The following is a 13,967-nucleotide window of genomic DNA, read 5'->3' on the forward strand; positions in this document are numbered from 1 at the left end:
CTATTTATTGAACAGAAATTTCATCTAACATATGCGCTAATTTGCCCGCCAGCTTTTTACGGTTATATGACTCAACCACCTCATCCGAATGTTCCGGCCAGCTACCTTTTTGGTAACATTCTACAATCGCTGACAGCTGCCCGGCAATCTCTGTTATATCGTAGGGATCTGCAATAAATGCTTTTCCATATTTTTCCAGCATCGTTTTTGCACTTCCCTCGGGAACAAGACCCAAAACCGGTTTCCTTGTTGCAAAGTATTCACTCGTTTTTCCAAGGGAAATGATTTCAGGGTTCTTTTTCTGGCCAATATTCAGCCACAGTACATCCGCATTCATCAAATTTTTCACGGCTAAATCATGATCTACATACCCAAAATCCAACACTATCGAAGTTAAATCCAACTCATGAATCACCTTCCAGTGTTTGCTATTCAACCCGCCCTGAAACTGAAGCTCTATGCTATCTTTGAGCTCCGGATTATGTTTCAATAATCTATGTACCCCCTTTAAAAAAGAGTCCGGCGTGCTTTCGGGGTAAAAGGTACCGCTGTACAGAAACTTTAATTTTTGGGGTGAACCTGATGCCATCTCACCGGCCGACTCAAAATCTTCCGGATCATATCCATGCCCGATTACTTCCACTTCCTTTAGCACTCTTGAAGTGATGCTCCAGGCTATTTCCTCATTAATAGTAAGAAGGGCATTAGCTTTAGTGAGGGTGTCAATTTCCAGCTGCTCCATCTTCTTTTTGTGCCAGGCCGTTGGGTATTTAATAAGGTGACTTTCCACCCAATCATCCCTCAGATCCATAATAACAGGAATACCGGTCTTTTCCTTCAGCTGTTGAGCCAGCATTAAATTACTGTGGGGCGGACCGCTTGCAAAAACTGCATCAATATCCTTCTCTTTAACCAGTTCCAGGGCTTTTTCCAGGCCGGGTTCAATCCAGCTTTTCTTGTTATCGGGAATGAAGAAAAAGGTAGAAAACCAGCGTAAAATTTTAGCGATTGTCCCTGGCACTTTTACTTCCCGGCGACTTTGACCGGTTCGGTGAAATGGAGTATTGGCCTCTACTCTGTGCACTTCAAGGTTAAGGTCTTCAACTTCCTGCTGAAGGGATCCATCAAAGGTGTGATAGGCTCCCGATTCCGGACATAATATGATCGGGTTCCAGCCAAAATCTCTCAGGTATTTAGCAAACTTGAGGGGGCGCTGCACGCCACTCCCTCCCATCGGAGGAAAATAATAGACAATGAAGAGTACGTTTTTCATCCCGGGCAAGGCCGATCAGGATACCGAGTAGTTCGGCGCTTCCTTAGTGATTTGCACCGAATGCGGGTGACTTTCACGGTAAGAAGCTGCTGAAATCTGAACAAACTCAGCTTTCTTCATATCATCGATATTGGCAGCACCTGCATAGCCCATGGCAGCTCTTAGTCCGCCCGACATCTGGTGAACAACTTCACTTAGATATCCCTTAAATGGCACACGGCCTTCAATTCCTTCAGGAACCAGTTTATTGATATCGTCCTCCACATCCTGGAAGTAGCGATCTTTAGAGCCTTTGTTCATCGCACTGATGCTTCCCATTCCACGGTAAGATTTGTACTTACGGGATTCATAGATAATGGTCTCTCCCGGACTTTCATCCACACCGGCAAACATAGAGCCCATCATAACGGCATCGGCACCGCCGGCAATAGCTTTGGGGATGTCACCGGTTTGCTTGATGCCTCCGTCTGCAATCAGGCCAATACCATTCTCACGGGTAAATTCGGCCACTTCCATTACCGCACTTAACTGGGGAACTCCAACTCCGGTTACCACCCGGGTGGTACAAATTGAACCCGGCCCAACTCCTACTTTCACTACATCGGCACCGGCTTCCGCTAAGGCTTCTGCAGCTGCCTTGGTGGCAATGTTCCCGCCAATTACGTTCAGGTCAGGGTACGCGCTTTTGATTTTCTTGATGGTTTCGAGCACGCCTTTGGAATGTCCGTGTGCGGTATCAACTGTGATGGCGTCAACACTTGCAGCTACCAGAGCATCTACGCGGTCCATTGTATCGGCGGTAACGCCAACGGCTGCACCTACTCTCAATCTTCCCATTTCATCCTTACAGGCATTCGGGAAGTTCATTTTCTTTTCGATATCCTTGAAGGTGATCAGACCAACCAACTTATTATTGGCATCTACAATTGGGAGTTTCTCAACCTTATAATGCTGCAGAATCTGTTCGGCCTGTTTCAGGTTGGTTCCTTCTTTGGCGGTGATCAAATCTTCGTGTGTCATTATATCACCGAGCTTTTTATTCAGCTCCGATTCAAAACGAAGATCTCTGTTTGTCACAATCCCTACTAAAATTCCGGTCTCATCCACGATGGGAATTCCACCAATCTTCTGCTTTTTCATGAGTGCCCGGGCTTCACGAACCGTTGCGCCTTCTTTCAGCGTAACCGGATCAACAATCATCCCGCTCTCACTTCTTTTCACCAACCGAACATGCTCAGCCTGATCTTCAATACTCATGTTTTTGTGAAGCATTGCGATTCCCCCTTCCCGGGCCAGCGCAATAGCCAAGCGGTATTCAGAAACCGTATCCATTGCTGCACTGATGATAGGTACGTTCAGTTTTAGTGAAGGCGTTAGCTGAACGGTGGTATCTACATCGCGTGGCAAAACCTGTGAAAAATTTGGGACCAGAAGTACATCATCGTACGTAAGTCCCTGTCGCGTAATGCGTTCAAAGGGAGAGGAGTTATTCATTTTGTACATGAAAAAGAAAGTTTGGCTTGCAGTTTTTCAAAGATAAGGATATCTCTGTGGAAGTTCTGCATTCAATAACATTTTTTGTTTAAATACCGTAGGTACTCCAAAAATAGATTCCATGCCTGATTCAAAATCGTATTCCAAAAAAGAAATAAGTAAAATTCTTACCAAAGCTTCTGAAATTCAGGTTAGAAAAGACTTGTATGAAGATCAGGAAACACTGTCTGAAGAAGACCTCATTCACATCGCTGAAGAAGTTGGTATTAGCAGAGAAGCCTTACATGAAGCATTAGCAAAAATTGGTGAGCCAGACCTGGATGAACAAACCTATAATTTGATAAAGGGAACATCGCGCATTCAGCATGCTTCTTCTATTGCGGGTGAAATTGATGAAGAACAGTGGGAAGACCTGGTTCTTGAAATACGGAAGATAACCGGTGGTATTGGCAAGGTTAAGAAAACAGGAAATACCTTTGAATGGGAACAACGAAAAAGTGATTTCGGATATAAGCACTTCTCCTTCACCCCAAAAAATGGACAAACAAAAATTCAGATGGTCAGTTCATGGGGACCTTTTAAAGCGCTAAGCGGCTTCCTGAGTTTTTTCTTTGCCTTCATTATTACCCTGATCGTTGTAAAGGAAATAAGCGGTAAGCAACTGGCTTTGATGATTGCCCCTTTCTTTGGCTTGGGTGGATTTGCTTTGAGCCGCTTTTTCCTGAAAAGTTATTACCATAAACAGAAGAATCAGCTTTCCACTCTCGCTTCTGCTCTTTCCCGAAAAATCCAGTCTTTTAATACAAACTCTATAAACATCGAAAACGATGATGTTTACAGTTTCAGTAACGATGGCAGCTTGGATCAATCGATCAAAAAAGAATCAGAATCATGAATTCAAATAAAACTTATAGCAAAAAAGAAATCAGTAAAATTCTCAACCGGGCATCTGAAATACAGATCAAGCGAGAGATTCATAGAGACCGGGATGGCCTATCAAAGGAAGAGCTCTTAGAATTAGCGGATGAAGCAGGTATCGATGCTGATGTTATGCTTGAAGCAATATACACCATGGACGACCCAAACTTTAAGAACACCTTCAGTTGGTGGGCTGGTACGTCTAAAGTTCAAATAGTAAAGACTGTTGAAGGAGAGGTAAATGATGAAAATTGGGATGATCTCATAAAACAAATGCGGAAAGTTACCGGCGGGATTGGCGCCGATTCCAAAAGTGGAAAGTCCTACGAGTGGGAACAGCAAACCAAGGATATTGGGTATCGGCATATATCTTTAACTCCAAAGGAGGGAAAGACTTCGATTCAATATGTTTTAAACTGGCCGGGAATAAAGTTTATCACAAACTTCTTCGGTTTTCTCATCCCATTTATGATTACAGCAATTTCATTTGATGGCAGTGATACCTCTATGTTTATTGCTGCTTTGACATCAACAATTGCCGGAGTAACCGGAGTTTTCGGTGTTCGGATTTTCCAGAAACTTTATTTTGAAAAGCAAAAGAAACAGCTTTCAAATATTATTGATGCAATTTCCTCACGACTTCACATTTCTTCATTTGCCAAAACGTCCAGCTCTATTGAGATTGAAGATCAGGATCTCTATCAAACAGAAGAGCATCCGTCTTCCTCCCAGTCTAAAGAACGAAACGCTTAAAGTGGTTTTACTTCCAAAGCTTTGATTGCAGCACTCAGAGAACAAATTCCATCCTGAAAGCAGCTCACCCAGTAATGAATGGTTTCTCTGCGGCGCTTCACAAACGGATCGCAGGATGAAAACCGTCCTTTGAGTTCTTCAACCATGAACTTCACATCATCCTTGATTTCAATTTTGAGTTCATCAGGTAAATTTCCCCAGCCCATTAATTCAAAAGCCTGCTGCATTTCAGCATACTCATCTTGGCTCTCCCGCTCGATTCTCTTCAGAATTGGAACGGCAAATAAAGCAGTTGACTGATCTTGTTGCGGGGTGATTGAAAGTGCGTTGCTTGTCATAATCATTGGTTTTGTTTTTTGATTTACTCAATGATAATGACAGTGAGTGACATCATAGTGTCACTCCTAATGCAAAAAAGTTTTTACTCCGGATAAATACTCTTTTTAGCTGCCAGCAATGTATTTTTCATCAGCATGGCAACCGTCATCGGGCCAACACCACCGGGGACCGGAGTAATCCAGCTGGCTTTTTTCTTAACCGACTCAAAGTCCACATCACCAACCAGCTTGTATCCTTTTTCAGCGGTTTCATCAGCTATACGGTTAATTCCCACATCAATAATCACCGCCCCTTCCTTAATCATCTCAGCTTTAATCAGGTGAGGCTGGCCTGCTGCAGCAATCAGAATGTCAGCCGAAATTGTATGCTGAGTCAGATCTTTGGTGTACTTATGGCAAATGGTTGTAGTTGCTTTACCGGATGAATTTTCCCTGGACAGCATAATCGCCATAGGCGACCCCACAATGTTGCTGGCCCCAACTACAACAGCATGCTTGGCCTTTACGGGGATACTATAATGTTTGAAAAGCTCCATAATTCCCGCCGGGGTGCAACTGCGAAAACAAGGCTGGTCAACCGTAAGCCTTCCTACATTCATGGGATGAAAACCATCCACATCCTTACGATGGTCGATGCTTTCAATCACGTCATGAGAAGATAGATGTGCCGGTAATGGGAGCTGAACCAGGATGCCATCCACGGAGTCGTCTTCATTATACTGCTGAATGATCGATTTAAGCTCTTTAGCAGATATGGTATCCTGCAATATTTCGGTATGTGTTTCGATGCCCACCTCTTCACAGGCCCGGGTTTTGGCACCCGTATACACTTTAGAGGCCGGGTCATCACCTACTAAAATCACCTGCAGGAACGGCGCCCGATTTCCCTTCGCCGTCCAGTCTTCCACATCCTCCCGAACGCGGTTACGGACTAATTCTGCTACTTTCTTGCCATCAATAATTTCTGCACTCATACTATCGCTCTATGTTATACTTTTTCATTTTATTGTACATGTGGCTGCGTTGTATGCCAATCTGTTCTGCAGTCTGAGAAATGTTCCAATCGTTCTTTTCCAGCTGCTTTACTAAAAATATGCGTTCTGCTGTTTCCTTGAAATCCTGAAAATCTTCTGTTTCATCAGCCAGTTTACCCAAATCCCCTGCTTTTAAATCCCTTGTTTTGAGCACGTCATTGACGGTTTCTTTGGTGATTTCATCTCCTGATTCCAGAATTCCCAGTCGCTCTACCGCATTCTGAAGCTCCCGAACATTCCCGCTCCACTCTTTTTCCTTTAGCGCCTTCAGGGCACCATCTGAAAATGAAATAGATGAAAAGCTGATATCTTTTTCCTTCAGGTTATTCAGGCAGGCTTTGGCAATTAGCGGGATATCTTCCTTACGCTCTCTGAGTGGAGGAACTTTGATTGGAATCACGCTTATCCGGTGAAATAAATCTTCCCGAAAATTTCCTTCTTTGATCTCTTCTTCCAGATCTTTATTCGTAGCCGCAAGTATGCGGACATCCACCGAAACTGATTCATTACCACCCACGCGGGTCACTTTATTTTCCTGCAGAGCCCGTAACACTTTGGCCTGTGCCTCCAAACTCATATCCCCAATTTCATCCAAAAATAAGGTGCCACCGTCAGCCTGTTCAAACTTACCGATACGCTGATCAGAAGCGCCGGTAAATGCACCTTTTTCGTGACCAAACAATTCACTTTCCAACAAATCGGATGGAATGGCTGCGCAGTTTACTTCCACGAAAGGTCCGGTGCTTCTTGGGCTTTTTTCATGAATCCATTTTGCCACCAGCTCCTTTCCGGTTCCATTTTCGCCGGTTATTAAAACGCGGGATTGCGTAGGGGCAACTTTCTCGATCAGCGTTTTGATTTTCGAAATAGCTTTGCTCTCCCCGATGATCTCCTGAACCTTCGGCAGCTTTTTCTTGATCTGCTTGTACTCTTTGGCAAGATTTTGCTGTGAAAGCGCATTCCTGACCGAAATCAGCAGACGATTTAAATCCGGGGGTTTTTCCAGAAAATCATAGGCGCCCATTTTTGTGGCTTCAACGGCAATTTCTATGGTACCGTGACCGGAAATCATAATAACAGGAAACTCGTGTCCGGCTTCGCGAAGCTTTTTTAGGGTCTCAAGGCCATCCATTCCCTGCATTTTGATATCAAGGAACATAAGGTCTATGTCATTCTCTCCAACAAAATCCAGGGCCAGCTGTCCGCTTTCAGCAGTAGAAACCTCATAGTTCTCGTACTGCAGAATTTCTTCCAGCGTATTACGAATGGCTTTTTCGTCATCCGTAATTAAGATATGAGCTTTCTGTTCAGACATTCCCGGTATGGTTAACTATTGTTTAGAGGCCACGAAATCACTAAAACCCAAAGCCTACGCAAACTAAGATTACTACTTACACTTTAGTGCTTTCGAGTTTTTTATGGCAATACATCAATACTTGCCGTAAAGGTACATCAATATTTTTTCATGGACAGCATCGATTGGGCGTACTTTTTCCGAGATAAAATTATTTGTCGCAATACTCACGATGATCTTCTTCCCTGATTCTGCCTCAAAATAACCACTCAGTGTTCTAACCCCGGTCACAAAACCCGACTTCCCTTTGAAATTGTTGTACAATGGAGTTCCCTTCATCCGATGGGCCAATGTTCCATCAATACCGGCTACCGACATGCTGTTGAAATAGGCCGTAGATTCAGGGTGATCCTGCATCTTAACCAACAGATCCGATAATATCGCCGTCTTGTTGAAATTCCCTCCTGCCAAACCGGAGCCGTCGTTCATCTGAATGTGAGTGGTATCCAATCCCATTTCTGCTGCAAATTCCCTAACCTGCTGAATGCCGTGTTCAAACGATCCCGGTTGTTCTCCAGCCTTGGCAGAAAGCGTTTTGAGTATCATCTCGGTATAAAAATTATCGCTTTCTTTGTTCACCCACTTGATGAGCTCAGCCAGTGGCTTCGATTCGTGTTCAGCCAGGATGTTCGAAGTATCGTAATCGAAGGCTTTATCATAAACCACGATCGCACCGTCAAATCGAATTCCGTTGTCATTGAGGTATTCTTTAAATGAATCCAAAAAAAACATGGGGGGATTATCTATCGAAAGCGATTCATCTTCATAATAATCCTTAGGCAAAGTGCTACCCAGCACAATGCGATTGCCTCCCATCTCCCGGCGGTAGTATTCGTCGTATTCCGTGGCCGGGTGAGTGATCACCTGCCGGTTTTCAAACTGTACATAATCTGTGCTATCCGGAAACCAGGTAATGCGCGGTGTTTCCCCAATTTCACCTTCTGCAAACACTTCCAGGTCCACGGCATTGTTGTTGAAGGATAGCGGGCTGACCTGAACTCCGTAGTAGAATGAAAAATCGTACCAGTCCCATCCTTTGGGGTAATGCTGCCCGTCAAATAAGCTGACATCGGCCATCAGATTTCCATCAATCTCTTCAATTCCCTTTGCTTTCAGCTGATCGGCAAACTTTCGGAACACATGATAACGGTCATCATTATATAAATCGCCGCTTATTGAAGGGTCTCCACTTCCCTTTATGATGAGATTACCCTTCCATGTATTGCCCGACAATTCTCCATCTCCATAAACCGAAGTTCGGAAGCGGTAATCAGCACCAAAAAAATCGAGGAATGCGGCTGTAGTTAACAGCTTTTGGTTGGAAGCGGGAACAATCACTTTGTCGGGATGGAAGCTTTCCAGTATCCGGCCCTGATCGTCCCGTACCATTACCGACCAAAACGCTTCCTGATTAGGAGCCTGATCAATAATAGCCGAAAGATTCTGAGCACAAAGGGTTTCCGCAAAAAATGCGAGGAGCAATGGAAGTACAATGCGGAAAGAAAGCTTCATTTAGCTTACAAAGTATTTTTCTTCTTCACCCTGAAATGCATTCAGAATTTCATCAGTAGAGCTGCAATTAAGGATCGTTTCCCTGAATGATCCGCTGTTCATCAGCCTTGAAATCCGGCTTAACAGCTTAATATGCTGGCTGTTATTTGATTCCGGCCCAACAAGCAGAAAAACCAACCGAACCGGTTCATCATCGATAGAATCAAAGTCGAGCGGTTCTTCCAGGAGAGCAAAAGCAGCAAGGTTATCATCCACCGACGAAGTTTTTGCGTGCGGAATAGCGAGACCTTTCCCCACACCGGTACTCATTATTTTTTCGCGTTCAAACACAGCTTGTCTTATTTCTTCCAACTGTTCTTTGGACTCCACTTTTTCCTCTAAAGCATCTACAAGGGCATTTATAAGTTCTTTTTTGGAGCCAACAGCAAAGCTGGGGAGAACCGTGGTTTGATCTAACAGCGAAAATAAATTCATGTAATTTCCTGGCAAAAATAAAGATTCGATAGCGCTCGAATATAGGCAGTGAAGAGTGAATCAATCAAAGATTAATTGCATTGTTTTTAGCTAAGCCGAATAATAAGGGGTAAGCTGTAACCGATTTTTACAAAACAGGATCACTCTGACTTTTGTCATTTACTTTCAATTCAGCCCCTTTATCAGAGTAAGGGTGACTACGTCCATACCTCGCTCTATTCCCCCTATCAATAACCCGCCAAAATCCTTAAACTTGGCCATGAATTGGATCCGGAGTACACTCACAATTTTAAAGAAAGACCTGCAGATTGAACTGCGCACCCGATTTGCCTTCAACATGGTGCTGGCTTTTGTTGCGGCAGCCATGCTTTTAGTGTTATTCACCCTCCGCGCCGACCAGCTGGAGCCGGGGCCAAAATCCGGCCTGGTTTGGATTATCATTCTCTTTGCCGCTCTATCTGCCCTTAGCCGAAGTTTCATTTCTGAAACCGATAAAAAAACCTTTGACCTGCTCCGTATTTACGCCGAAGGAACCACCGTTTATACCGGGAAACTGCTATACAATTTTTTGTTCACGCTGCTTATAAATGTCGCCACTTTTGCCGGGTATATTTTTCTGATGGGCTTAGAGATTCAGTCCTGGCCGGCATTTCTTGTTATGCTTTTGGTGGGAACCGCGGGCTTATCAGGCGTGGCAACGATGACAGCGGCCGTTGTGTCTCAGGCCGACCGTAAAGGGGCAATTTTCTCTGTGTTGAGCATCCCCCTGTTTATGCCATTAGTGCTCTTACTGGCTGATATCAGTAAAACAGCCTTCATAAGTGGTGGAGACGGCTCTATGAACAACGTCACGGCTCTGATCGGCTTTGCCGGGGTAACCATCACCGCCGGAATTTTGCTTTTTGATTACATTTGGGAGGAATGACGACGGACGAACGACGAGGGACCAACGACGGATGACCGACGACCATTGACTAATGACCAATGACGATAGACTAATGACTAACGATTAACCTTTTAACTGTTATGGCTTTTAAGTTTGAGAAATTAGAGGTTTGGCAATTGGCTGTAGATTTAGCTGATGAGATATATCTGTTAATTGAAGTGTTGCCTGATACTGAAAAGTTTAATCTAACTTCACAAATTCAAAGAGCCGTTACATCTGTATCTTTAAATATTGCTGAAGGCTCGACTGGTCAAACTGATCCGGAGCAGGCTCGGTTTATTGGATATGCTCATAGATCGTTGATGGAGGTTGTAGCTTGTCTTATTCTAATGAAAAAGAGGACTTATATTTCTACAGAACTTTTCGAAAAACTTTACCAAGATTCGGAAAAGTTATCTGCTAAATTGTTAGCAATGAAAAAATATCTAAAGAAAGGACTTCAATCCAATGAACCAGGCAAGAGCTATGAAATTGAATAAGCGTTGGTCATCAGTCAGTGGTCATTCGTCGTTGGCCGTCCGTCGTTGGTCTACCGTCCTTCGTCGTCCATCACTCGTCATAAACAACAGGAATTCATGAACATCAAGTTTGGAAACAGAAGAATAATTGGACAGAGCCGGGCTAAGGAACAGGTTGAGCGTATGCTGGCTTCAGACCGGATTAGCCATGCTTACCTTCTCTCCGGCCCCTCAGGTGTGGGGAAAACCGCTTTTGCCCTGGCTTTTGCCGAAGCCATCAATGGCATCGATCACCTCAGTGAGTTAGGTGAGTATGAGGCTTCAAAAAAGTCATCCTGGTTTACCCATCCGGATATTCACGTCTTCATCCCTAAGCCCACTTCGGCTAAAACTGAAGAACTGCGCGACCGGCTGGAACTGCTTTCCAAAGATCCCTACGAGATTATCGATTTTTCCCAGCGCCCTTCTTTGGATGATGAATCCTCCAAAAACCTGCAGGCTTTCTATCCCATTGACTATTTCCGGGATGACATCCGCCCTATCGCCAAGCTCAAGCCCAACGAAGGGAATCGCGTGGTTATCATTCTCACCCACGTTGAGACCATGAGGAAAGAGACTGCCAATGCCTTCTTAAAGTTACTGGAAGAACCCTCTGACCGGCTGATGTTTATCCTCACCACCGAAAGCTACGAAAGCCTCCTTCCCACCATTACATCGCGCTGCCAGCATATTCCCCTGGGAGCACTTAAAGCCCAAGAGGTTGAGCAGGGTTTAATTGATGTGGATGGTTTGGAACCGGAAGCCGCAGCTTACCTTGCAAGAGTATCCAATGGCAACTATGCCATGACCCGTTTTTTTGATGTCTCCAAGCTGAAGGAGAACCGGGAATCGGTAGTAGAGTATCTCCGCATGGCATTCAGCCAGGATGCAAACGGCCTATCAACGCTGGTGCAAGATTGGCAAAGTTCTCAGAATATTGAAGGCTTAATCGCCATGACCAACCTGATTGAAATGTACATCCGGGATTTGATGGTGTATCGTGAAACCGGCGAAAAGAAATTCATCACTAACATTGATCAGCTGGAATCAATACAAAAATTTGTGAAAGCCCTGGATGATGCCCGGCTGGAAGAAATGATAACCCACCTCGATGAATTTCGACCCGCTCTTCGCCAAAATGTAAACCCTAAGCTTATATTTATTGTTTTGGCATTACGATTTTCAACCCTGATGCGCGGACTTGATCCCATCATCTCCGATGAAGAAAACTGGAAACACGTACCCGCATTTGTAGAATAGCTCATGAAAGAAATTACGTTTCATAAGATGCAGGGAGCCGGTAACGACTTTGTGGTTATCGACAACCGAAAGTATGGCTTTGCTTTGGATGAGATTATTGAGACTACTCCAAAACTATGTGACCGGAAGTTTGGGATTGGCGGGGATGGAATTTTAGTGCTCCAACCGGCTCAAAAGGCGGAGGTCGATTTCACCATGATTTACCGAAATGCAGACGGCAGTGATGCCGGCATGTGTGGAAACGGGGCGCGGTGCCTGGTTATGTTTGCCTTTAAAAACGGCTTTAACGCCTCACAAACCTTTAATGTACACGATAACGTGTATGAGGCAGAAGTTCATGCCGATAACAGCGTCAGCATCCATTTTCCGGTTCACGTACAACCTGAACGAAGAACGCTAAACGGCTATGATCTAATTAAAGCTGATGCTGCCACGGAACACCTGGTTACTTTTATCCCGCAAGAAAAACTTGAAGATGAAAAAGAGCTGGTTAGTGTTGGGAGTGAATTGCGCTATCATCCGGAGGTAAATCCACCCGGCAGTAATGTGAACTTTGTTTGTGCAGAAGACGGGGAGAACATCCGACTCCAAACTTATGAACGGGGCGTTGAAGACCTTACCCTTGCTTGCGGAACCGGGGCCTTAGCCTCTGCCATAGCCACTCATTTCCACAATCAGCAACAAGAAAAGCATGCCACATACACGGTGAAAGTTAAAGGCGGAACGCTAAAAGCCTCATTCGATTTTAATCCTGATACAACTACCTATCATCAATTAATTTTAACAGGACCTGCTCATTTTGTTTTTGAAGGCATCTATTCTTTATAAATATTCATTCATCTTAGCTGCAGGAGTTTTGCTCAGTGGCTGTTCGGCATCCATTTCCAACTCGGTAAGTAATCAGAACAATAACGAGCAATATGTAAGCCGTTATCTTGTCCCCAATCAGCTGCCGGCACCGCAATCCATCCAAAGTGTGCAATTGTACCGTAAGGGAAGCGACAACAATCCACCCATTATCGAACTTGGTTCAGCCCAAAAAATGGTCCTCGCCTTTGATGAGTTGTCCGACTTGTCCGGCCAGTTCAGAATCACATTCACCCATCACGATCAGGATTGGGATAACAGCAATATCCCGCAGGATTGGTACCTGGAGGGTATCAATGAAATTATTGTAGGCGGTGGAGAAAAGAATGAATTAAGCGATCCCGACTTTTTTCATTATGAAACCGAATTCCCCAACAACCGGCTGAAGTTTAAAATCAGCGGTAACTACATGCTTCATGTTTCGGATTTTAATTCCGGTGTGAAGCTCTTTTCCCTTCCCTTTTTTGTAACCGAAGATGCCGGTGAGATACGTTCATGGGTTGAAACCATCTATAATGCCGGACAGCGATATAATGCCATCGATCAGCCCTTCAGTGAGTTTGTGTATCCGGATTTCATTGAATTTCCACAGTTTGATTTAAGTTTCTATTTTGTTCAGAACCGATTTTGGGGTGATCAAAAACGATCCGAGAATTACGATTTTTCCGAACAGGATCGTTCACAGTTTCATCTATCAAGAGAAAGAGCTTTCCCGGCTAATTATGATTTCATTGGGTTGAACCTCAACTCCCTGTCGGTGGACGGCAGCCAGATTATTGATGTGCGATTTGGGCAGACTCCACCGTTGGTGATACTTCGGGAAGATATTCTCAACTTCACTTCCGATCCGGTCAGCCGTTGGACGTCCAACTTTGGTAACCCAAAAAGCTCAACTGAATCCCGCTATGCCAGCGTCAGGTTTCGTTTTGATGATGGCGGAAGATTCTCTGAAGATAAGGGCGTTTACCTGGTGGGAGATTTTAATCAGTGGCTGCTTTCAGAGAATAACAAACTACGCTACAATGAGGATTCCGGATATTGGGAAACCACTTCCCTGATAAAACAAGGAACCTACACCTATAAATATGCCACAAAAGATGGCGAACACGGCATTGATGATCTCATTTTGAGTGATACCATTACCCGCCGGAATCAGGAATATGCAAGTTTTGTGTATTTCCAGGATCCGGAATATCGCTACCAACGATTACTGCAGGTTCAAATATTCCGGAGCTCGGAGTAGCACA

14 protein-coding genes are annotated in these 13,967 nt (G+C 44.4%); 7 read left to right on the plus strand and 7 right to left on the minus strand.

Translation table 11 applies throughout. The features are described from left to right. Positions 1–4: 4 nt before the first annotated feature. Positions 5–1,273: a glycosyltransferase gene (locus NM125_RS01170; RefSeq protein ID WP_255132027.1), complete on the minus strand. Its 1,269-nt coding sequence runs from the start codon at positions 1,271–1,273 to the stop codon at positions 5–7. 15 nt (positions 1,274–1,288) lie between these two features. Next, positions 1,289–2,776: an IMP dehydrogenase gene (gene guaB, locus NM125_RS01175; protein ID WP_255132028.1), complete on the minus strand. Its 1,488-nt coding sequence runs from the start codon at positions 2,774–2,776 to the stop codon at positions 1,289–1,291. 112 nt (positions 2,777–2,888) lie between these two features. On the opposite strand from guaB, the gene NM125_RS01180 reads away from it, so the two are divergent. Both NM125_RS01180 and NM125_RS01185 read left to right on the plus strand, forming a co-directional pair. Next, positions 2,889–3,662 (plus strand): hypothetical protein, encoded by a 774-nt coding sequence (locus NM125_RS01180; RefSeq protein WP_255132030.1) that lies wholly within the window; start codon positions 2,889–2,891, stop codon positions 3,660–3,662. Then, positions 3,659–4,438 carry a hypothetical protein gene (locus NM125_RS01185; protein ID WP_255132032.1) on the plus strand — a complete coding sequence of 260 codons (780 nt, stop codon included), beginning with the start codon at positions 3,659–3,661 and terminating at the stop codon, positions 4,436–4,438. Before NM125_RS01180 ends, NM125_RS01185 begins: the two co-directional genes overlap by 4 nt. Here NM125_RS01185 and NM125_RS01190 read toward each other — a convergent pair. The 5 genes from NM125_RS01190 to NM125_RS01210 form a co-directional block, all read right to left on the minus strand. After that, positions 4,435–4,776: a hypothetical protein gene (locus NM125_RS01190; RefSeq protein ID WP_255132034.1), complete on the minus strand. Its 342-nt coding sequence runs from the start codon at positions 4,774–4,776 to the stop codon at positions 4,435–4,437. The two genes, NM125_RS01185 and NM125_RS01190, sit on opposite strands and share 4 nt — an antisense overlap. Positions 4,777–4,859: 83 nt before the next feature. Continuing rightward, positions 4,860–5,750: a bifunctional methylenetetrahydrofolate dehydrogenase/methenyltetrahydrofolate cyclohydrolase FolD gene (gene folD / locus NM125_RS01195; protein WP_255132035.1), complete on the minus strand. Its 891-nt coding sequence runs from the start codon at positions 5,748–5,750 to the stop codon at positions 4,860–4,862. A 1-nt stretch (position 5,751) separates the two neighbouring features. Beyond that, positions 5,752–7,125, minus strand: a complete 1,374-nt coding sequence (locus NM125_RS01200; protein WP_255132037.1) for a sigma-54-dependent transcriptional regulator — start codon at positions 7,123–7,125, stop codon at positions 5,752–5,754. 114 nt (positions 7,126–7,239) lie between these two features. Next, positions 7,240–8,676 carry a D-alanyl-D-alanine carboxypeptidase/D-alanyl-D-alanine endopeptidase gene (gene dacB / locus NM125_RS01205; RefSeq protein WP_255132039.1) on the minus strand — a complete coding sequence of 479 codons (1,437 nt, stop codon included), beginning with the start codon at positions 8,674–8,676 and terminating at the stop codon, positions 7,240–7,242. Continuing rightward, entirely contained in the window at positions 8,677–9,150 is a 474-nt protein-coding gene (locus tag NM125_RS01210; RefSeq protein WP_255132041.1) for a PTS sugar transporter subunit IIA, read from the minus strand. Between the two features lie 259 nt (positions 9,151–9,409). Between NM125_RS01210 and NM125_RS01215 the strand changes: the two genes are divergently transcribed. From NM125_RS01215 to NM125_RS01235, 5 genes are all read left to right on the plus strand, one after another. Then, positions 9,410–10,075: a heme exporter protein CcmB gene (locus tag NM125_RS01215; protein ID WP_255132043.1), complete on the plus strand. Its 666-nt coding sequence runs from the start codon at positions 9,410–9,412 to the stop codon at positions 10,073–10,075. Between the two features lie 101 nt (positions 10,076–10,176). Beyond that, positions 10,177–10,575, plus strand: a complete 399-nt coding sequence (locus NM125_RS01220) for a four helix bundle protein (RefSeq protein WP_255132045.1) — start codon at positions 10,177–10,179, stop codon at positions 10,573–10,575. Between the two features lie 96 nt (positions 10,576–10,671). Next, positions 10,672–11,853 (plus strand): DNA polymerase III subunit, encoded by a 1,182-nt coding sequence (locus tag NM125_RS01225; RefSeq protein WP_255132047.1) that lies wholly within the window; start codon positions 10,672–10,674, stop codon positions 11,851–11,853. 3 nt (positions 11,854–11,856) lie between these two features. After that, positions 11,857–12,681 carry a diaminopimelate epimerase gene (gene dapF / locus NM125_RS01230; protein ID WP_255132049.1) on the plus strand — a complete coding sequence of 275 codons (825 nt, stop codon included), beginning with the start codon at positions 11,857–11,859 and terminating at the stop codon, positions 12,679–12,681. Continuing rightward, positions 12,659–13,963: a type IX secretion system plug protein gene (locus NM125_RS01235; protein WP_255132051.1), complete on the plus strand. Its 1,305-nt coding sequence runs from the start codon at positions 12,659–12,661 to the stop codon at positions 13,961–13,963. The genes dapF and NM125_RS01235 overlap by 23 nt, the downstream gene beginning before the upstream one ends. Positions 13,964–13,967: the final 4 nt, after the last annotated feature.

Source organism: Gracilimonas sediminicola, assembly GCF_024320785.1.
Classification (GTDB): Bacteria; Bacteroidota; Rhodothermia; order Balneolales; family Balneolaceae; genus Gracilimonas; species Gracilimonas sediminicola.